Origin of the sequence: Streptomyces brevispora, from assembly GCF_007829885.1 — a bacterium.
Taxonomy (GTDB): Bacteria; Actinomycetota; Actinomycetes; order Streptomycetales; family Streptomycetaceae; genus Streptomyces; species Streptomyces brevispora.
In genome coordinates, this window is the sequence record NZ_VIWW01000001.1 from 3,002,991 (window position 1) to 3,021,891 (window position 18,901).

The following is an 18,901-nucleotide window of genomic DNA, read 5'->3' on the forward strand; positions in this document are numbered from 1 at the left end:
CCGCCCCGCCCCGCACCTGTTCCGTTCTTGTAGAACCTGTTCTATCTTGACGACCCGTCAGGTCTGGGTACGGGCAAAGCGGTTCGCGGGAGGCCAGGACAGTGGACTTCAACTTCACCGAGGAACAGCAGGCAGCCGTAGAGGCGGCACGAGCGGTCTTCTCGGGCGTTGTGCCCGACGCGGTTCCCAGCCCCGCACTCGTACCGGGTGCGGTGGCCGAGGACATCGACAGGCCGCTGTGGGCAGCTCTCGCCGCCGGGGATCTGCTGAGCCTGCCGCTGTCGCCCGAGCACGGCGGGGCCGGCCTCGACCTGATCGCGCTCTGCCTGGTGCTGCGCGAGTCCGCGAAGGTCCTGGCGCGGGTCCCTGTACTGGAGACGTGCACGGTCGCGATGGCGATCCAGCGGTACGGCGACGAGGCACTGGCAGCCGAGCTGCTGCCCGCCGTCGGCCGGGGTGAGCTGGTCCTCACCGTCGGGGCCAATGGGCGCTCCGGCCACGATCCGGCCGAACTCGCCGTCACGGCCCGCCTGGACGACGACGCGAGCAGGGCCGCAGGGAGCAGGGCCGACGGCGACGCGAGCAGGGCCGCAGGGAGCAGGGCCGACGGCGACGCGAGCAGGGCCGCAGGGGGCACGAGCGGGACCACAGGGGACACGAGCAGGGCCGACGGCGACGGCGGCAACAGCTGCGAGGCTGTCTGGGTACTCGACGGTGTGCAGTCGGCCGTGCCGTGGGCGCAGACCGCGAACTGGATCGCGGTGCCCGCCCACACCGGGGAGGGCCGGGCCGTCCTGGCCCTGGTCAGCCGCGGCCAAGACGGTGTCACCATTGCCGAGCAGGTATCCACCAACGGCGAGCTGTTCGGCGAGGTACGGCTGGACGCGGTACGGATCAGGCGCCGCGAGCTGATCGACGCCGCCGGTGCCTGGGAATGGCTGCACGCGCTGCTCACCACCGGAACCTGCGCACTCGCGCTGGGACTGGGTAAGGCCGTACTGGCCATGACGAGCCAGTACACCGGAAAGCGCGAGCAGTTCGGCTTCCCCGTGGCGACCTTCCAATCCGTCGCCGTGCAGACCGCCGACCGCTACATCGATCTGCGGGCCATGGAGGTCACCCTCTGGCAGGCGGCCTGGCGGATCGCAAGCGGCGGGAGCGGCACGCTGCCGCCTGCGGGCGATGTCGCGGTGGCGAAGATCTGGGCATCCGACGGGGTTCGCCGGGTCGTGCAGACGGCACAGCACCTGCACGGTGGCTTCGGCGCGGACACCGACTACCCGCTGCACCGCTTCCACGCCTGGGCGAAGCAGATCGAGCTCTCCCTCGGCCCGGCCGCGGCCCACGAGGAGGCACTGGGCGACCTACTGGCCGCACACTCCCTCGACTGAACGCACCGAGGAGCCGGACGGGGCCCGGGCCGAAAGACTCCCGGGAACGGGGTCCAAGAGGCCCCGGTGGCAGGGTCGCAACCCAAGAGGCCCCGGTGGACGGGGCCCCGTTGGAAGAGACCCGGGCCGAAGAGACCGGGGCCGAAGAGACCGGGGCCGAAGAGACCGGGGCCGAAGATGTTCCGGTCAGGCGACGAAGGCCGGGTTGCCGCTGTCGGCGACCATCGGGCGCCCGGCACCGTCCCAGGCGAGCATTCCGCCGTCGATGTTCACGGCGTCGATGCCCTGCTGCACCAGGTACTGGGTGACCTGGGCGGACCGGCCGCCGACCCGGCACATCACATACACGCGGCGGCCGTCCTCGGCTGCCGCGGTCAGCTCACCGAAGCGGGCCACGAAGCCACTCATCGGAATGTGCAGGGCGCCGTCGACGTGCCCGGCCGCCCATTCGTCGTCCTCCCGGACGTCCAGCACGAAGCCGTCCACCGGCACCGCCGCGACATCGACCGTGGGAAGCGGGCCGTAATTCATGGGTCATGCCTTCTCTCGTGAATACGCTCCGAAGTCAACGGAAACGCTACTGCACCAGACCTGCCAGTTCCGCCTCACGCTGCGACACCTCGCCCAGCAGCTGATCGGCGATCTCTTCGAGCAGGTGATCCGGATCGTCCGGGGCCATCCGCAGCATGGCGCCGATCGCGCTCTGCTCCAGCTCCTGGGCGAGCACCGTCAGCAGTTCCTTGCGCTGGGTCAGCCAGTTCAGCCGGGCGTAGAGCTCGTCGGCCTCGCCCAGCTCCGCTTCCGGAGCGGCCGGACCGGCCGCCCACTCCTGGGCCAGCTCCTTGAGCAGTGCCTCGTCCCCGCGCCCGTACGCGGCGTTGACGCGGGTGATGAACTCGTCCCGGCGAGCCCGCTCCTTCTCGTCCTGTGCCAGATCCGGATGGGCCTTGCGGGCCAGCTCGCGGTACAGCTTGCGGGCCTCCTCGGTCGGCCGGACCCGCTTCGGCGGCCGGACGGGCTGCTCGGTCAGCATCGCGCTCGCCTCGGGGGACAGCCCCTCGGAGTCCATCCAGTCGTGGAACAGCTCGTCGACACCCGGCATGGGCATCACGATCGCCCGCGCCTCCTGCGCCTTGCGCAGATCCTCGGGATCGCCGGTCCTCGCGGCCCGTGCCTCCGCGATCTGCGCATCGAGCTCGTCGAGACGCGCGTACATCGGGCCCAGCCGCTGGTGGTGCAGCCGGGAGAAGTTCTCCACCTCGACCCGGAAGGTCTCCACCGCGATCTCGAACTCGATCAGAGCCTGCTCGGCCACCCGCACAGCGTGCGCGAGCCGCGCCTCGGGCCGCGCCTCGGGCCGCGCCTCGGGCCGCGCCTGCTCAGCGATTCCGCCGCCGCCGCCGTCAGCGTTTCCGCCACCAGCTCCTCCGGCCTCTGCGGCGTCGGCTGCCGGGGCACCGTCTGCCGGGGCACCGTCTGCTGCGGCACCGGTGGCCGGGGCCTCGGTGGGAGCGGCCTCCGCACGTGCGTCGGCAGGGCGGCCGGACTGCTCGTGCTGACGGTCGTGGTCCTGCCGGTCATCGTCGTTCCGGGTGGTCGGCACCCCGGCGGCTTCGTGGGTCACCCGTCCAGCGTATGGCCACCGCCCACGCCCCGGGGACGCGCGGTCGGCGGAACGGGCGTCACACCCCCGGCTCGACGGCTATGCGCCCCGCGCCTATCGCCCGCACGAGCTCGGCGTGGTCCGCCTCCGTACGGTCCGCGTAGGTCACGGCGAACGCCGCCACCGCCTCGTCCAGCACGTCGTTCTTGCCGCAGTAGCCCGCGATCAGCCTCGGATCGGCGCTGTGTGCGTGAGCGCGGGCCAGCAGCGCGCCGGTCATCCGGCCGTAGTCGTCGACCTGTTCGGCCATCAGGGCCGCCGGGTCGACGCTGCCCTTGCGGTTCCTGAACTGCCTCACTTGGAAGGGCCGCCCGTCCACGGTCGTCCAGCCCAGCAGGATGTCGCTGACGACCTGCATCCGCTGCTGCCCGAGCACCACCCGACGCCCCTCGTGTCCCACCTCCGGCACCTCGAAACCCGCGGCGGGCAGATGGGGCGCCAGCACCGAGGCCCTGGCCTCCTTCACCTGCAGCACCAGCGGCTCGCCCCGGTGGTCCAGCAGCAGCACCACATACGACCGGGTGCCCACACTCCCTGTGCCGACCACCCGGAACGCCACATCGTGGATCGCATACCGGGCGAGCAGCGGAACCCGGTCCTGCGAGACGGTGCCCAGATACTCGCCGAGCCCCGCCGCCACGGACGCGGCCTCCGCGTCCGGCACCCGGCGCAGCACCGGCGGTGCGTCGACGAACCGGCGTCCGCCGTCCCCGAAGTCCTCCGTGGACTTGGCCGCGAAGCGGGCGCTGGTGTTGTTACGGGCCTTCTCCGCGACCCGCTCCAGCGTGCCGAGCAGATCCCGCGCGTCCGTGTACGAGACGAGCTCCTCGTCGGCGACGGCATTCCAGGCGTCGAGCGCGGGCAGCTTGGCCAGCAGCCTCATCGTCCGCCGGTAGGCGCCCACCGCGTCGTACGCACCCCTGCGGCACGTTTCCTCGTCCGCGCCCGCCTCGCGGCCCGCGAGCACCAACGAGGTGGCAAGGCGCTTGAGGTCCCACTCCCACGGCCCGGCCACGGTCTCGTCGAAGTCGTTCAGGTCGATGATCAGGTTGCCCCGCGCGTCGCCGTACAGCCCGAAGTTGGCCGCATGCGCATCACCGCAGAGCTGGGCTTCCACTCCGGTGACGGGAGTGCCCACCAGGTCGTGGGCCATCAGCCCGGCCGAACCCCGGAGGAAGGCGAACGGGGTGGCAGCCATGCGCCCCACCCGGATCGGCGTGAGCGCGGGCACCCGGCCCCGGTTCGACTCCTCGACCGCCCGCACCGCGTCGGGCCGGCCCGCGGGCAGGGCCAGCGACTCGTGCGAGGAGCGGGGCACACGCTCACGCAGCGCCTTGCCCGCCTCTCTGGGCGGTTGCGGGTCACCCCGGTCCTTCGGGTGAGCGCGGCGGGCGAACCCGGGCACGACCGGAAGCCGCGGATCATCCTTCACAGCCCGCTGTACCGACTCTTCCGCTTCGGTCTCACCCATGGCGCACAGCTCTCCTGCCCCCGCCCAAAGCCACCGGGCACCGCACGCCCTCCGGCGGCCGGCGTCCGACATCCCGGTCCAACATCAACTACGGACGACGGTACCGCCGTTCAACGGCGGCCGTCTGCTCCTGTGGATGACGAACCGGGCCCGCCTGTGGACAACTAACAGCCGCCACCATCCTTCAGATGCGTCTCCGCCCAGCGTCCCAGCTCCTTGAGCGCGGGCTCCATCGCGGCACCGGCTTGCGTCAGGCGGTACGAAACCCGCAGCGGGGGCCCCTCGTCCACCTCACGGACCACCAGACCCGCCGCCCCCAGTTCGGAAAGCCGGTCCGAGAGCATGCGCTCGCTGATGCCCGGAATCGCTCGCCGCAGATCAGCGAAGTGCACGGGCCGCTGAAGCAGCACGGAGACGATCGGCCCCGTCCAACGCTTGCCGAACAGCTCGAAGACGCGACTGATGCTCCCGTCGACCTGTCGGCACGCCTGCTCGCTGTGATCCGCCATGAGCCCAGGGTACTGCGTGAGCGTGGGGAGCTTACGATTAGTAAGCCACTATGTTATTACTAGGTGCGCACAAAAAAGTACCTTGCCTCGCCGATCCGCCGCCACCTCCCCCCTCCCCTACCAAAACCCGTGGAGACCCCCATGGCCACACTGCTGCACCTCGACTCCGCCGTATTCCCCCAGGGCTCCGCGTCCCGCGAGGTCACCGCCGCATTCGTGCGGACCTGGCGCGAACAGCACCCCGACGGACAGGTCGTCTACCGCGATCTCGCCGCCGAGCCGCTGCCGCACCTGAACGCCGCGGCCGTCGCCGCCGGCGTCGAGCACCCGCTGCGTGGCGAACTCGCCGCCGAGCTGGCCGCCGCGGACGCGGTCCTGATCGGTGCGCCGATGTACAACTTCACGATTCCGTCGACCTTGAAGGCATGGCTCGACCACGTGATCATCGCCGGCCACAACGTCGGCCCCGACAGCCCGGTGGCCGACACCCCGATCACGGTCGTCGCCAGTCGTGGCGGTTCCTACGCTCCCGGTACCCCGCGCGAGGACGCCGAGTTCGTCCAGAACTATCTGGCGAAGCTGCTGACGTCGATGTTCGCCGCCGAGGTCGACTTCATCGTCCCGGAGCTGACCCTGGCCCGCACCAAGCCGGAGATGGCCGAGCTCATCCCGCTCGCCGACACCTCCCGCGCCAAGGCGTTCAGCGAAGCCGCGGAGAAGGCCAAGACCCTCGCGTCCCGGCTCGCCGCCTGAGGCGCGCCGAAACCATCGCCCGAGCCCAACGCAACCGGCAGCACCAGCACCAGCTCCAGCTCCAGCTCCAGCTCCAGCTCCAGCTCCAGCTCCAGCTCCAGCGAGAACCAATCGGGCGTTTCACGTGAAACCAAGCCCGGCACCAATCCCCTGGCAACCGGCCCCAATCTCCACATAGACCAGCGCCAACCCCCACCCGCCCCGAGCCGGAGAGCAAACCGAAGAAGCCCCGCAGACCGTGGTCTGCGGGGCTTCTCTCTTGTGCGCGAGGGGGGATTTGAACCCCCACGTCCCTAAGGACACTGGCACCTGAAGCCAGCGCGTCTGCCGTTCCGCCACTCGCGCATGAGTGGTGTTTCCAGAATCTCTCACTTTTCGGTGCGAGCCCCTGGCGACATCCGGAAGATTAGCACGCTGGGCAGGGTGGATTCACATCCGTTTGTTTCGCCGAACGCATGACGGGAAACGGGAACCCGGAGCGGCCGCCCCCCACTCCTCCTGAGTGCACCCAAGGTGCGGGACACTGTCAGGAGGCCGCCTCTACGATCCGTGTGAGGGGGGACACTCATCTGCAGTGCAGACAAGGGGAACCAGCCGATTTCCCGACGCGTGGATACGATCAGTAAGCAGTACAGGGACGACGACACCGGAGGAGGTGCCCCGTGGGAGTCATGAAGCGTTTCGAGCAACGTCTCGAAGGTCTCGTCAATGGCACTTTCGCCAAGGTCTTCAAGTCCGAGGTGCAGCCTGTCGAGATCGCGGGAGCCCTCCAGCGGGAGTGCGACAACAACGCCACCATCTGGAACCGCGAGCGGACCGTCGTCCCGAACGACTTCATCGTCGAGCTCAGCGCCCCCGACTACGAGCGGCTCAGCCCGTACTCCGGCCAGCTGGGCGACGAGCTCTCGGGCCTGGTGCGCGACTACGCGAAGCAGCAGCGGTACACCTTCATGGGCCCCATCAAGGTCCATCTGGAGAAGGCCGACGACCTCGACACCGGTCTCTACCGGGTACGCAGCCGCACTCTGGCGTCGAGTTCCTCGCAGCAGGGCCAGCCCGACCAGCACGGGTTCCAGAACCAGCCCGGACAGCCCGCCCAGCCCACGCGTCCCGGCCAGGGGCGCCCCGCCGCCCCGCAGGCCCCCGGTGGCTACGGCTATCCGCCCACCTCCGCCCCGCCCATGCCCGCGACCCCACCGCCGGGCGCCGGGCGGCCCGCGGCACCCGCATCCGACCGGCGCCCGCCGGCCACCCCCAGCCCCCTGCCGAACACGCAGGTGCGACGCTGGATCGAGATCAACGGCACCCGCCATCAGATCTCCCGCCCGACGTTGGTGATGGGCCGCAGCACCGACGCCGACGTGCGGATCGACGACCCCGGCGTTTCCCGCCGGCACTGTGAGATCCGGACCGGAACGCCCTCGACGATCCAGGATCTCGGGTCTACCAACGGCATCGTGGTAGACGGGCAGCACACAACCCGCGCTACGCTCCGCGACGGCTCGCGGATCGTCGTGGGCAACACCACCATCGTTTACCGGCAAGCCGAAGGGTGAAGCGGGGGCAATGTCAGAGCTGACCCTTACGGTCATGCGGCTAGGATTCCTGGCTGTTCTGTGGCTGTTCGTGATCGTGGCCGTCCAGGTCATCCGCAGCGACCTGTTCGGAACGCGCGTGACGCAGCGCGGCTCACGCCGCACTGCCACCGACGCGCGCCCGCCACAGGCACGCCAAACCGCCGCGGCACCACCGCAGCAGCGCCAGCAACCCGGCCGCCAGCGCCGTGGGGCACCGACCAAGCTGGTCGTGTCCGAGGGCACCCTGACCGGCACTACGGTGGCGCTCCAGGGGCAGACCATCTCGCTGGGCCGGGCCCATGATTCAACGATCGTGCTGGACGACGACTACGCGTCCAGCAGGCATGCCAGGATCTACCCCGACCGTGACGGTCAGTGGATCGTCGAGGATCTCGGGTCCACCAACGGCACGTATCTGGACCGGACCCGTCTCACCACCCCGACGCCTGTTCCGCTGGGCGCGCCGATCCGGATCGGCAAGACCGTCATCGAGCTGCGGAAGTAGTACGACAATGAGCGAGCGGAGCGAGCGAGCCGCGGCGGCCCGGGCATCGGACCCGTGCGGGCTCCCGACCGGAGGGTGGGCAGTGTGGCTCGAGACCGGCTGTACCCCGAACCGACGGGCGAGGTGCGCATGAGTCTTTCCCTGCGCTTCGCCGCCGGATCGCACAAGGGCATGATCCGGGAAGGCAACGAGGACTCCGGCTATGCCGGACCACGTCTTCTCGCCATCGCCGACGGCATGGGCGGCCAGGCAGCCGGTGAGGTCGCCAGCTCCGAGGTGATCTCCACGCTCGTCCAGCTGGACGACGACGTACCGGGCTCCGACATCCTCACTTCGCTCGGTACGGCGGTCCAGCGGGCCAATGACCAGCTGCGCATGATGGTCGAGGAGGACCCGCAGCTGGAGGGCATGGGCACCACGCTCACCGCCCTTCTCTGGACGGGCCAGCGTCTCGGCCTCGTGCACGTCGGCGACTCACGCGCGTACCTGCTGCGTGACGGTGTACTGACCCAGATCACGCAGGACCACACCTGGGTCCAGCGCCTGGTCGACGAGGGCCGGATCACCGAGGAGGAGGCCACCACCCACCCGCAGCGCTCCCTGCTGATGCGCGCACTGGGCAGTGGCGACCACGTCGAACCCGACCTCTCCATCCGTGAGGTCCGGGCCGGCGACCGTTACCTGATCTGCTCCGACGGCCTTTCCGGCGTCGTCTCCCACCAGACGATGGAGGAGACGCTCGCCAGCTACCAGGGCCCTCAGGAGACCATCCAGGACCTGATCCAGCTCGCCCTGCGCGGCGGCGGCCCGGACAACATCACCTGCATCGTCGCGGACGTCCTCGACGTCGACAGCAACGACACCCTGGCCGCGCAGCTCAACGACACCCCGGTCATCGTCGGCGCGGTCGCGGAGAACCAGGCCGCCCAGCTGAACGACGGCGGCGCGATGGAGACCCCCGCCGGACGCGCGGCCGGCCTCGGCCGCCCCGTCCCGCCGCCCTCGGGCGGCTTCGGCCCTCCCGGCAGCGGTGACGACGGCGGCTACGACGGAATGCCGGACGGGTCCTTCGGGTCCTACTCCGACGACGACTTCGTCAAGCCAGGCGGCCGCAGGTGGCTCAAGGGCTCGCTGTACGTCGTGCTCGCCCTGGCCGTCATCGGCGGCGGTCTGTACGGCGGATACCGCTGGACCCAGACCCAGTTCTACGTCGGCGCGAAGAACGACAACGTCGCGCTGTACCGGGGCATCAGCCAGGACCTCGCCTGGGTCTCGCTCTCGAAGGTGGAGAACGACCACCCCGAGATCGAACTCAAGTACCTCCCGCCCTACCAGCGCAAGCAGGTCGAGGCGACCATCGCCGAGGGCAGCCTCGCCGACGCCCGCGAGAAGATCACCGAACTCGCCACCCAGGCGACCGCCTGCAAGAAGGACGCACAGCGCCGCGCAGCCGAGAAGAACGCCCCCAGCGACGAGGGCCAGGCCGGCAGTACGGACACGGACGCCACCAAGACGTCCTCGTCGTCCGGCGCCACCAAGACCAAGCAGACTTCAGCGACTCCCACTCCTGGTCCCAGCCTCTCGGAGGAAGAGAAGAAGCTGGTCCCGCAGTGCGGTAAGCAGTAAAGCCGTAGGGGGCCTTCAGCACCATGAGCGTTGTCACCAACACGACCACCATCGGCGCGATCGACGCACCGAGCCGGCGCAACACCGAACTGATGATGATGGTCTTCGCCATCGCCATCTCGGTGTTCGCCTACGCCAACGTGGGCCTCGCCATCGACGGGAGCCTCCCGTCCGGCATGTTCGGTTACGGAGCAGGACTCATCCTGCTCGGCGGCGTTGCTCACCTCGTGGTGCGCAAGTTCGCCCCGTACGCGGACCCGCTGCTGCTGCCACTGGCCACACTGCTCAACGGGCTGGGGCTGGTGGTCATCTGGCGGCTTGACCAGTCCAAGCTGCTGCAGACCATCCACCAAGCCGGCTCGACGGCGTCCCGCCAGCTGATTTACACGGGGTTGGGGATCGCGCTGCTCGCGGCCGTGCTGATCTTCCTCAAGGACCACCGGGCCCTGCAGCGCTACACGTACATCTCCATGGTCGGCGCGCTGATCCTGCTGCTACTGCCGCTGGTACCGGGCCTCGGCGCCGAGCTCACCTACGGCGCCAAGATCTGGATCTCGGTCGCCGGATTCTCCATCCAGCCCGGTGAGTTCGCGAAGATCGTGCTCGCGATCTTCTTCGCCGGCTATCTGATGGTGAAGCGGGATGCGCTCGCCCTGGCCAGCCGCCGCTTCATGGGCCTGTACCTGCCGCGCGGCCGCGACCTCGGGCCGATCCTGGTCGTGTGGGCGATCTCGATCCTCATCCTGGTCTTCGAGACCGACCTCGGTACGTCGCTGCTGTTCTTCGGAATGTTCATCATCATGCTGTACGTCGCCACCGAGCGGACCAGCTGGATCGTCTTCGGTCTCATGATGTCCGCGGCGGGAGCGGTTGGCGTGGCCAGCTTCGAACCGCACGTGCAGGGGCGTGTCCAGGCCTGGCTCAACCCGATGGGCGAGTACAAGCTCAGCCGGATGGTGACCCACGACGGCTTCTTGCACTCCGACCAGCTCCAGCAGGCGCTGTGGGCCTTCGGATCCGGCGGCACCCTCGGCTCCGGCCTCGGCCAGGGCCACTCCGATCTCATCAAGTTCGCTGCCAACTCCGACTTCGTCCTCGCCACCTTCGGCGAGGAGCTGGGTCTGGCCGGCCTCATGGCGATCCTGCTGGTCTACGCCCTGATCGTGGAACGCGGCATACGCACCGCCCTCGCCGCCCGCGACCCGTTCGGCAAACTGCTGGCCATCGGCCTGTCCGGTGCCCTCGCGCTCCAGGTCTTCGTGGTCGCCGGCGGCGTCATGGGGCTCATCCCGCTGACCGGTATGACGATGCCCTTCCTGGCCTACGGCGGATCCTCCGTCATCGCCAACTGGGCACTGATCGGCATCCTGCTGCGCATCAGCGACACGGCCCGCAGACCGGCTCCGTCACCCGCCCCCAGCCCCGACGCCGAGATGACGCAGGTGGTCCGTCCCAGCAACTCCGGCCCCACTGCAGTGTGATCATTGCCACATCCCTCAAGATCCTTTGTGATGGTGTCACTCGTTTTCCGGGTGTCCGGCGGCGCCTCCGTGCCGAAGTGCTGAGCAGCGCCTCGGCAACCTCCTAACAAAGCGGCTTCCGGCCCGGCGTGCGCTGAGCTGGAAGCCGTTTGCATATCCCGGAACCCTCTGAGCATCTGGTGCGTCTACCGGTGAGCGACTGTCACGGGTCTGCCTGCGCCCATAGCCACTACCTCTAGACTGATAAGCAGCCAAGGATGAGCGCCTCAGACCAGCGCCCCGAGAAACTGAAGCAACAGGCGCGCCTGTTGGCTTGTGGAAAGGCCGGACGTGAACAAGCCCCTGCGCCGGATCGCTATCTTCTGTGGCTTCTTGATTCTCGCGCTGCTTGTCCGCGCCAACTGGCTCCAGTACGTCCAGGCCGACAGCCTCAAGAGCAACGAGAACAACCGCCGCGTCAACATCGCCCGCTACGCCGCCCCGCGCGGCGACATCACCGTCGGCGGCACCCCGGTCACCGGGTCGACGGAGACCAAGAGCAACGGGCTCAACGATCTGAAGTACAAGCGGACATACAAGGATGGCCCGATGTGGGCGCCCGTCACCGGCTATGCCTCGCAGGCGTTCGGCGGAAACTTCCTCGAGGGAGTTGAGGACGGCATCCTCACCGGCAACGACGACCGGCTCTTCTTCCGCAACACCCTGGATATGCTCACCGGCAAGCCGAAGCAGGGCGGCAACGTCGTCACCACGCTGAACTTGGCGGCACAGAAGGCGGCGTACGACGGCCTCAAGAACCGCGGCAAGGGTGCCGTCGTCGCCCTGGAGCCGTCCACCGGCAAGATCCTCGCGCTGGCCTCCTACCCGTCGTACGACCCATCGTCGATCGCCGGCTCCTCCAACGCCGACGGCGAGGCCTGGAAGAAGCTGCGGAAGGAGAACAACCCCAGCGACCCGATGCTGAACCGGGCGCTGCGCGAGACCTACCCGCCGGGCTCCACCTTCAAGGTGGTCACCGCGGCTGCCGCGCTGGAGAACGGCAAGTACACCTCGGCCGATCAGCACACCGACTCCCCACTGCCGTGGACCATGCCGGGCACCAACACCCAACTGACGAACGAGAACAACATCCCCTGCAAGAACGTCAGCATGCGTGAGGCGCTGCGGATGTCCTGCAACACCGTCTTCGGCAAGATCGGCGCCGACCTCGGCAACGACAAGATGCTCGAGGAGGCGGAGAAGTTCGGCTTCAACGAGGAGCAGTTCACCCCCGTTCGCTCCAACGCCTCGGTGTTCTCCAAGGACATGAACAAATCGCAGACCGCGCTGTCCTCGATCGGTCAGTTCAACACCGCCGCGACCCCGCTGCAGATGGCCATGGTCGTCGCGGCGATCGCCAACGACGGCAAGCTGATGAAGCCGTACATGGTCGACAAGGTCCAGTCGCCCAGCCTTGACACCCTGGAGCAGACCGCCCCGGAGGAGCTGAGCCGCCCGCTCACCTCGGAGAATGCCCAGATCCTGCAGTCGATGATGCAGACGGTCGTCCAGGACGGCACCGGCAAGAACGCCCAGATCCCCGGCGTCACCGTCGGCGGCAAGACGGGTACGGCGCAACACGGCCTCAACAACAGCGAGAAGCCGTACGCCTGGTTCATCTCGTACGCCAAGACCGACAAGGGCTTTCCCGTCGCCGTGGCCGTGGTGGTCGAGGACAGCGATGCGAACCGGGGCGACATCTCCGGTGGCGGTCTGGCCGCCCCGATCGCCAGGGCCGTCATGAAGGCCGTCACCGACAAGTGATGACCGCCACACCAGGCGTCATACCTGTGTCTTCGGATACCGGTCGGATATCAGGTCCGGACTCCGGACCGATCAGGTAGTGCGCGGCCGGTAGCGTATGCGCGAACAGCACACCGCCGGACCGCACACCGGTGCGGTCAGGACTGACGGAGAGGGCTGGAACAGTTATGGAAGAGCCGCGTCGCCTCGGCGGCCGGTACGAGCTGGGCTCGGTGCTCGGCCGTGGTGGCATGGCCGAGGTCTACCTCGCTCACGACACCCGGCTCGGACGCACCGTCGCTGTGAAGACGCTGCGGGCGGATCTCGCCCGTGACCCGTCCTTCCAGGCCCGGTTCCGCCGTGAGGCCCAGTCCGCCGCCTCGCTCAACCATCCGGCGATCGTCGCGGTCTACGACACCGGTGAGGACTACGTCGACGGGGTCTCGATCCCGTACATCGTCATGGAGTACGTCGACGGCTCGACGCTCAGAGAGCTGCTTCACTCGGGCCGCAGACTGCTGCCGGAGCGCACCCTCGAAATGACGGTCGGCATCCTCCAGGCGCTGGAGTACTCGCACCGCGCGGGCATCGTCCACCGTGACATCAAGCCGGCCAATGTCATGCTGACGCGCACCGGCCAGGTCAAGGTCATGGACTTCGGCATCGCCCGTGCCATGGGCGACTCCGGTATGACGATGACCCAGACCTCGGCCGTCATCGGCACCGCCCAGTACCTCTCCCCGGAGCAGGCCAAGGGCGAGCAGGTCGATGCGCGATCGGACCTGTATTCGACGGGTTGCCTGCTCTACGAGCTGCTGACGGTCCGGCCGCCGTTCATCGGCGACTCACCCGTCGCGGTCGCCTACCAGCACGTACGGGAAGAGCCGCAGACCCCCAGCAACTTCGACCCCGAGATCACGCCCGAGATGGACGCGATCGTGTTGAAGGCCCTGGTCAAGGACCCGGACTACCGCTACCAGTCGGCCGACGAGATGCGCGCCGACATCGAGGCGTGCCTCGACGGCCAGCCGGTCGCCGCCACCGCGGCCATGGGCGCGGCCGGTTATGGCGGCTACGACGGTTACGGCAACGACCAGCCCACCGCCGCCCTGCGCCCCGCGGACCAGAACGGCGCCCCGACGTCGATGCTGCCCCCGGTCAATCCGGACGACGGCGGCTACGGCTACGACGACCGGCCCGACCGCCGCCGGCAGAAAAAGAACAACACCTCGACGATCCTGCTGGTCGTCGCGGGCATCCTGGTGCTGATCGGGGCAGTCCTGATCAGCAAGGCGGTCTTCGGCGGTGACGGCGAGGACAACAGCGCGTTCAAGGCGCCCAATATGGTCGGCTCCAACTTCAAGGAAGCGCAGAAGCTCGCCGAGAACAGCACCATCGTGCTCAAGGCCGGTCCGAAGGAAGCGTGCAAGGACCAGCCCAAGGGGAAGATCTGCCGTCAGACCCCGACGACGGACGAGATGATGAAGGAGGGCGACACCCTCACGGTCTTCGTCTCCACCGGTGCGCCGAAGGTCACCGTCCCGGACGTCACGGGCAAGTCCAAGGACGACGCGCGCAAGACCCTTGAGGACCAGGGCTTCACGGTCACCATCGATTCGGTCGAGTCCGCCGACGAGACGCCGGACACGGTCCTGGAACAGTCCCCGAAGGGCGACGCCAAGGCCGAGAAGAACTCCGAGGTCAAGCTGTCGGTCGCGACGGAGAAACTGATCGTCGTGCCTGATGTGAGCAATAGCGACCGGTCGTACGATGAAGCGGTCACCCAGCTCAACGGCAACGGGCTCACGAACATCGCCAAGCGCGAGGTCGACTCCGACAAGCCGGCGAACCAGGTGGTCAACCAGAACCCGGCGCCCGGCAAGCGGGTCGCCAAGTACACCGCCATCATCCTGGAAGTGTCCAAGGGTCCGCCGGAGCCGGAGCAGGTCACCATCCCCGGTGACATCACCAACAAGTCCTACCAGGAAGTGAAGGCCCAGCTGGAGGGCATGGAGCTGGCGGTCACGCTCGCTCCCAACTCGGTCGACAAGCCGGATGCCAAGGTGGTCACGAGCATTCCGGGCCCCAACACCCCGGTCGACAAGGGCAGCACGGTCCAGCTGGTCACCATCGAGGGCGGCGGCAACATCTTCGGCGGCCCCGCCGGCTTCCGGCACTGAACCACGTCCCACCCGCCCGTGCTCACACCACGGACAACAGCACAGGGCCCCGGCACCGCAACGGTGACCGGGGCCCTGTGCTGTTGACCGGACGGGTCAAGGAGGACGCGCGTCAGCGCAGCTCCGCCGGCTTCGTACGGTCGCGGTCGACCTTCTCCGTACGGACCAGCTCGCCCCACACGACGTAGCGGTACTTCGACGTGAAGACAGGCGTGCACGTCGTCAGCGTGATGTAGCGGCCGGGCTTCTTCTTGCCCGAGCCCTCCGGGACCTCCTGGAGCACGTCGACGTTGTACTTCGACGTCTCGGGCAGTTCCTTGAAGACCTTGTAGACGTACCAGGTGTCCTTGGTCTCGAAGACGACCGCGTCCCCGGTCCGTACCTTGTCGATGTTGTGGAACTTCGCCCCGTGGCCGTCCCGGTGGGCGGCCAGCGTGAAGTTGCCCTGCTTGGCCGAGGGGAGCGCCGACTTCACCGGGTCGGTGTAGTAGCCGGCGACGCCGTCGTTGAGGTTCTCGGTGTCGGTGCCCTTCTTGACGAGCACCTCACCGTTCTTCATCGACGGAACGTGCAGGAAGCCGATGCCGTCCTTGGTGTCCAGCGCCCCCGGGCCGTCGGCCCAGCGGTCGCGGACGGTGTGGCCCTGTTTGGTGGCCTCGCGGTCGGCGAGCACGTTCGTCCACCACAGGGAGTAGACGACGAAGAGCCCGAGCACCAGGCCTGCGGTGATCAGGAGCTCACCGAAGCCACTCACCGCGGTCGCGACGGGATGGCGGCGCCTGCGCCGCACCGGGGGCGCGGACTCGCCGGTCTGCTCTAGGTCCTCGGTCCTCGCTGCCACCGCACCGTCCCCGTCCTGATGATGTTCGGCCCGTTCAGCCCACGAGCGCGTCGGGCTTTCCCTTGCTGCGCGGCCGTTCGTCGACCATCTTGCCCCAGACGATCAATCGGTACGTACTCGTGAATTCGGGTGTACAGGTCGTCAAGGTGATGTACCGCCCAGGCTTGGTGAATCCCGACTGCGGCGGCACCGGGCCGATCACCGACACGTTGGAGGGCGAGGTCTGGGGCAGCACGCTCGTCATCTCGTACGTGTAGTAGGCGTCCTGCGTCTCGACCACGATCGGGTCGCCGGGGCGCAGCCGGTTGATGTAGCGGAACGGCTCGCCGTGGGTGTTGCGGTGGCCGGCCAGTGCGAAGTTGCCCTGCTTGGCCGACGGCATCGCCGTGCGCAGCGGCGTCTCGCCGTAGTGGCCGACCATGCCGCGGTCGAGGACCTTGTCCTTGCTGATGCCCTCGGCGATCGGGGTGACCACGTCCAGTTTCGGGATGTGGATGATGGCGAATCCCTGCCCGGCCTCGAAGGCACCGGGGGCGCGTTTGCCGCTGGCCCAGTCGTCCTGGATCTTGTGCGTCTCGTTGCCGGCGATCTGGTCGGCGCGCACGTTGGTCCACCACAGCTGGTACGTGACGAACAGCAGCATCAGGACGCCCAGCGAGATGAACAGCTCGCCGACCACCCGGCTGACCACGACGGCCGGGCTGTCCTTGGCCGCCCGCGCCGCCCGTCGCGCCTCGACGCGCGACATCGGCTTCGCGGGGGCGGCCGGCTCGGACGCCGTGGCCGACGCCGGCCCGGAGGCCGGTCCCGGCTGCGGGTCGGCACGCCTGCGGCCGTGGCCCTTGGCGGCCGCACGGCGTCGCTCGGCCCGGCCTCCGGTACTCGGCGCGGCGTCGGCCGCGCCCGTCCCCGGACCCGCGCCGCTTCCGCCACCGGCACCGGTCTCATCGGTGCTCCTCGGCCCCTCTTCCGCGGATTCCACAGGTTCCGCGGCTGATCCGGACGGTACGGCTGCCATCACTTGCATGACTTCCGTGGCGTCTTCGGCCGCCGAACCGCGTTCCGGTTCCGTGCGGTGTGCCGTCCGCGCCCGGGGGACCGTTCGCCGGATGTCCGGCGCCCGCAGTGCGACGGTCTCGTCGTTGGGGGGAAGCACTTCGGCCGGGGCCACCCGCACAGGCTCCTGGTGGCCGTACCAGTCCCGTTCGAACCCCTCGGGGTCGTACCACTCGCGCGGAGGGTCCTGAGCCGCCTGCGGCCCGTGTGGCGCCTGCGCCGACGGCGTACCGATGCCGGCCGCGCCGCCGCCCGCGTCCGCCGTCCCCGCGGAGACGTCCTCCGCCCGGAACCAGGGTGCGGCGTGCTCCCCCGGCAGCGGATCGTTCAACGGGTCCGCCAACTGGCCGACCGCCGCCTCGAACGCGCCCGCCGCCCCGTACGTCCCCTCTTCGTGCGGGCCGTCCTGACCGGCGTCGCGACCGTGGCGGGGTGGGGTCACGCGACGGCCTTGCCCACCACCGGCGCGAGCCCCGCCGACCTCTCGACGGCTCCGGCGTCACCGCACTGCGCCAGCCAGTTCGCCAGCATCAGATGGCCGTGCTCGGTGAGCACCGACTCCGGATGGAACTGCACTCCCTCGACCGCAAACTCCCGGTGCCGCAGACCCATGATGATGCCGTCGGCCGTGCGCGCGGTGACCTCCAGCTCCTCGGGAATCGTGTCCGGTTCGGCGGCCAGCGAGTGGTAGCGGGTCGCGATGAAGGGGGAGGGCAGACCGGCGAAGACGCCCTTGCCCTCGTGGGTCACCGGGGACGTCTTGCCGTGCAGCAGCTCGGGGGCACGGTCCACCACACCGCCGTACGCCACCGCCATCGACTGCATCCCGAGGCAGACCCCGAAGACCGGGACGCCGGTCGCCGCGCAGTGCCGCACCATCTCGACGCAGACGCCCGCGTGCTCGGGAGTGCCGGGGCCCGGTGAGAGCAGGACGCCGTCGAAGCCGTCCTGGGCGTGCGCGGTGGTCACCTCGTCGTTGCGCAGCACCTCGCACTCCGCGCCCAGTTGGTAGAGGTACTGGACGAGGTTGAAGACGAAGCTGTCGTAGTTGTCGACGACCAGGATGCGAGCACTCATCGGACGACCCCCGTCGGGCCCGCGCTGTCGACCGTCACATCGCCGAACGGAAGCAGCGGCTCCGCCCACGGGAAGACGTACTGGAACAGCACGTAGACAACCGCCAGGGCGAGCACGAGTGAGACGAAACCTCGCACCCACGTGTTGCCCGGCAGATGACGCCAGATCCAGCCGTACATGCTGACCCCTCCATTCGGTACGGGACCAGACTAAAGGGCCGGGGCAGGGCCGTGGGTCAGCTGTGGAAAGCTGCCGGCCTTCCATCGGTCACGGGCTGGGTCGCGTCCAGGTGCGCCCAGGCGATCAGGCGGTGGCTGCTGCCCCACTCGGGGTCGCAGGTGGTCAGCGTCAGATAGCGGCCGGGCCCGTCGAAGCCGGACTTGCGCGGGACGGGGTCGATGACGCCGATATCGCTCGGCACCGTGCGGTAGGGCCTCTTGTCGATGCGGTACGTGAACCACGTCGTCCCGTCCGTCAGCAGCACCGGGTCCCCGGGGCGCAGCTTGGGGAAGTCCTTGAAGGGATCGCCGTAGGTGCGGCGGTGGCCGGCCACCGCGAAGTTGCCGGTCGCTCCGGGACGGGCGGTGCCGCGGTAGTGCCCGAGGCCCTTCTGCAAGGTCTTGACCTCGGTGTTCTCCAGGACGGGCCACTCCCAGCCCTTGCCGAAGCGGGGTATGTAGAGCATCGCGAACGGCTTCCCGTCGCGGTACGCCTTGGGAGCCGGGCTCTTCGGACCCGGCGATGACGGCGCACTCGGTGATGATGGTGATGCTGACGGTGATGTCCGCGATGCCGACGGGGCGGGTGCGGACACCGTCCCCCGCGCCCACTGGCGCTGCAGATCATCGATCTGCCCCTCGGTCGCACCGGCGGCCTTCACTCCGGTCCAGAACAGCACATACACCACAAACAGTACGATCAGGGCACCGATCGTGATGCACAGTTCGCTGAACGTCCTGACGATCAGTCGCACCGACACCGGTCGGCCT

Annotated in this window: 17 protein-coding genes and 1 tRNA gene; 8 read left to right on the forward strand and 10 right to left on the reverse strand. The window is 68.8% G+C overall.

All coding sequences use genetic code 11. From position 1 onward, the window contains the following. Nucleotides 1-101: 101 nt before the first annotated feature. A complete protein-coding gene (locus FHX80_RS13870) occupies nucleotides 102-1,391 on the forward strand; it encodes an acyl-CoA dehydrogenase family protein (RefSeq protein ID WP_145764480.1) in 1,290 nt (429 codons plus the stop codon). 186 nt (nucleotides 1,392-1,577) lie between these two features. Here the strand turns inward: FHX80_RS13870 and FHX80_RS13875 are convergent, their stop codons facing one another. The 4 genes from FHX80_RS13875 to FHX80_RS13890 form a co-directional block, all read right to left on the reverse strand. Next, nucleotides 1,578-1,922 carry a rhodanese-like domain-containing protein gene (locus tag FHX80_RS13875; protein ID WP_145764481.1) on the reverse strand — a complete coding sequence of 115 codons (345 nt, stop codon included), beginning with the start codon at nucleotides 1,920-1,922 and terminating at the stop codon, nucleotides 1,578-1,580. A gap of 46 nt (nucleotides 1,923-1,968) precedes the next feature. Beyond that, nucleotides 1,969-3,015 (reverse strand): J domain-containing protein, encoded by a 1,047-nt coding sequence (locus FHX80_RS13880; protein ID WP_145764482.1) that lies wholly within the window; start codon nucleotides 3,013-3,015, stop codon nucleotides 1,969-1,971. 58 nt (nucleotides 3,016-3,073) lie between these two features. Further along, nucleotides 3,074-4,525, reverse strand: a complete 1,452-nt coding sequence (locus tag FHX80_RS13885) for a DUF2252 domain-containing protein (protein ID WP_145764483.1) — start codon at nucleotides 4,523-4,525, stop codon at nucleotides 3,074-3,076. A 164-nt stretch (nucleotides 4,526-4,689) separates the two neighbouring features. Further along, nucleotides 4,690-5,034 carry a winged helix-turn-helix transcriptional regulator gene (locus FHX80_RS13890; protein ID WP_145764484.1) on the reverse strand — a complete coding sequence of 115 codons (345 nt, stop codon included), beginning with the start codon at nucleotides 5,032-5,034 and terminating at the stop codon, nucleotides 4,690-4,692. 141 nt (nucleotides 5,035-5,175) lie between these two features. Here FHX80_RS13890 and FHX80_RS13895 point away from each other — a divergent pair, with 141 nt between their 5' ends. Then, complete coding sequence (locus FHX80_RS13895) at nucleotides 5,176-5,787, forward strand: FMN-dependent NADH-azoreductase (protein WP_145764485.1); 612 nt, start codon at nucleotides 5,176-5,178, stop codon at nucleotides 5,785-5,787. A 262-nt stretch (nucleotides 5,788-6,049) separates the two neighbouring features. Here the strand turns inward: FHX80_RS13895 and FHX80_RS13905 are convergent. Then, nucleotides 6,050-6,132 (reverse strand) — tRNA-Leu (locus FHX80_RS13905). A gap of 317 nt (nucleotides 6,133-6,449) precedes the next feature. Here FHX80_RS13905 and FHX80_RS13910 point away from each other — a divergent pair. From FHX80_RS13910 to pknB, 6 genes are all read left to right on the forward strand, one after another. After that, entirely contained in the window at nucleotides 6,450-7,343 is an 894-nt protein-coding gene (locus FHX80_RS13910) for an FhaA domain-containing protein (RefSeq protein ID WP_145764486.1), read from the forward strand. A 10-nt stretch (nucleotides 7,344-7,353) separates the two neighbouring features. Then, complete coding sequence (locus FHX80_RS13915) at nucleotides 7,354-7,869, forward strand: FHA domain-containing protein FhaB/FipA (protein ID WP_145764487.1); 516 nt, start codon at nucleotides 7,354-7,356, stop codon at nucleotides 7,867-7,869. Between the two features lie 129 nt (nucleotides 7,870-7,998). Further along, on the forward strand, nucleotides 7,999-9,495 hold the full coding sequence (locus tag FHX80_RS13920; RefSeq protein WP_145764488.1) for a Stp1/IreP family PP2C-type Ser/Thr phosphatase: 1,497 nt from the start codon (nucleotides 7,999-8,001) through the stop codon (nucleotides 9,493-9,495). A 23-nt stretch (nucleotides 9,496-9,518) separates the two neighbouring features. After that, nucleotides 9,519-10,976, forward strand: coding sequence for an FtsW/RodA/SpoVE family cell cycle protein (locus FHX80_RS13925; RefSeq protein ID WP_145764489.1), 1,458 nt, complete (start codon nucleotides 9,519-9,521; stop codon nucleotides 10,974-10,976). Between the two features lie 330 nt (nucleotides 10,977-11,306). After that, the gene (locus FHX80_RS13930) at nucleotides 11,307-12,779 is read left to right on the forward strand and encodes a peptidoglycan D,D-transpeptidase FtsI family protein (RefSeq protein WP_145764490.1); all 1,473 of its coding nucleotides are present in this window, start codon (nucleotides 11,307-11,309) and stop codon (nucleotides 12,777-12,779) included. A 167-nt stretch (nucleotides 12,780-12,946) separates the two neighbouring features. Then, nucleotides 12,947-14,938, forward strand: a complete 1,992-nt coding sequence (gene pknB / locus FHX80_RS13935) for a Stk1 family PASTA domain-containing Ser/Thr kinase (protein ID WP_145764491.1) — start codon at nucleotides 12,947-12,949, stop codon at nucleotides 14,936-14,938. A gap of 112 nt (nucleotides 14,939-15,050) precedes the next feature. Here the strand turns inward: pknB and FHX80_RS13940 are convergent, their stop codons facing one another. From FHX80_RS13940 to FHX80_RS13960, 5 genes are read right to left on the reverse strand one after another with little or no spacing between them, the layout of a single operon-like run. Next, complete coding sequence (locus FHX80_RS13940; protein ID WP_145764492.1) at nucleotides 15,051-15,779, reverse strand: class E sortase; 729 nt, start codon at nucleotides 15,777-15,779, stop codon at nucleotides 15,051-15,053. Between the two features lie 34 nt (nucleotides 15,780-15,813). Next, the gene (locus FHX80_RS13945; RefSeq protein WP_145764493.1) at nucleotides 15,814-17,277 is read right to left on the reverse strand and encodes a class E sortase; all 1,464 of its coding nucleotides are present in this window, start codon (nucleotides 17,275-17,277) and stop codon (nucleotides 15,814-15,816) included. Continuing rightward, complete coding sequence (locus tag FHX80_RS13950; protein WP_145764494.1) at nucleotides 17,274-17,912, reverse strand: aminodeoxychorismate/anthranilate synthase component II; 639 nt, start codon at nucleotides 17,910-17,912, stop codon at nucleotides 17,274-17,276. Before FHX80_RS13950 ends, FHX80_RS13945 begins: the two co-directional genes overlap by 4 nt. Beyond that, entirely contained in the window at nucleotides 17,909-18,091 is a 183-nt protein-coding gene (locus FHX80_RS13955) for a hypothetical protein (protein WP_145764495.1), read from the reverse strand. Before FHX80_RS13955 ends, FHX80_RS13950 begins: the two co-directional genes overlap by 4 nt. Nucleotides 18,092-18,147: 56 nt before the next feature. Then, entirely contained in the window at nucleotides 18,148-18,891 is a 744-nt protein-coding gene (locus tag FHX80_RS13960) for a class E sortase (RefSeq protein ID WP_145764496.1), read from the reverse strand. Between the last annotated feature and the right edge of the window lie 10 nt (nucleotides 18,892-18,901).

Excerpts from the sequence above, each read along its gene's own strand:
- FHX80_RS13875 (WP_145764481.1), bottom strand. The coding sequence starts at position 1,922 with ATGAATTACGGCCCGCTTCCCACGGTCGATGTCGCGGCGGTGCCGGTG.
- FHX80_RS13885 (WP_145764483.1), bottom strand. The coding sequence starts at position 4,525 with ATGGGTGAGACCGAAGCGGAAGAGTCGGTACAGCGGGCTGTGAAGGAT.
- FHX80_RS13890 (WP_145764484.1), bottom strand. The coding sequence starts at position 5,034 with ATGGCGGATCACAGCGAGCAGGCGTGCCGACAGGTCGACGGGAGCATC.
- FHX80_RS13895 (WP_145764485.1), top strand. The coding sequence starts at position 5,176 with ATGGCCACACTGCTGCACCTCGACTCCGCCGTATTCCCCCAGGGCTCC.
- FHX80_RS13915 (WP_145764487.1), top strand. The coding sequence starts at position 7,354 with ATGTCAGAGCTGACCCTTACGGTCATGCGGCTAGGATTCCTGGCTGTT.
- FHX80_RS13920 (WP_145764488.1), top strand. The coding sequence starts at position 7,999 with ATGAGTCTTTCCCTGCGCTTCGCCGCCGGATCGCACAAGGGCATGATC.
- FHX80_RS13925 (WP_145764489.1), top strand. The coding sequence starts at position 9,519 with ATGAGCGTTGTCACCAACACGACCACCATCGGCGCGATCGACGCACCG.
- pknB (WP_145764491.1), top strand. The coding sequence starts at position 12,947 with ATGGAAGAGCCGCGTCGCCTCGGCGGCCGGTACGAGCTGGGCTCGGTG.
- FHX80_RS13950 (WP_145764494.1), bottom strand. The coding sequence starts at position 17,912 with ATGAGTGCTCGCATCCTGGTCGTCGACAACTACGACAGCTTCGTCTTC.
- FHX80_RS13955 (WP_145764495.1), bottom strand. The coding sequence starts at position 18,091 with ATGTACGGCTGGATCTGGCGTCATCTGCCGGGCAACACGTGGGTGCGA.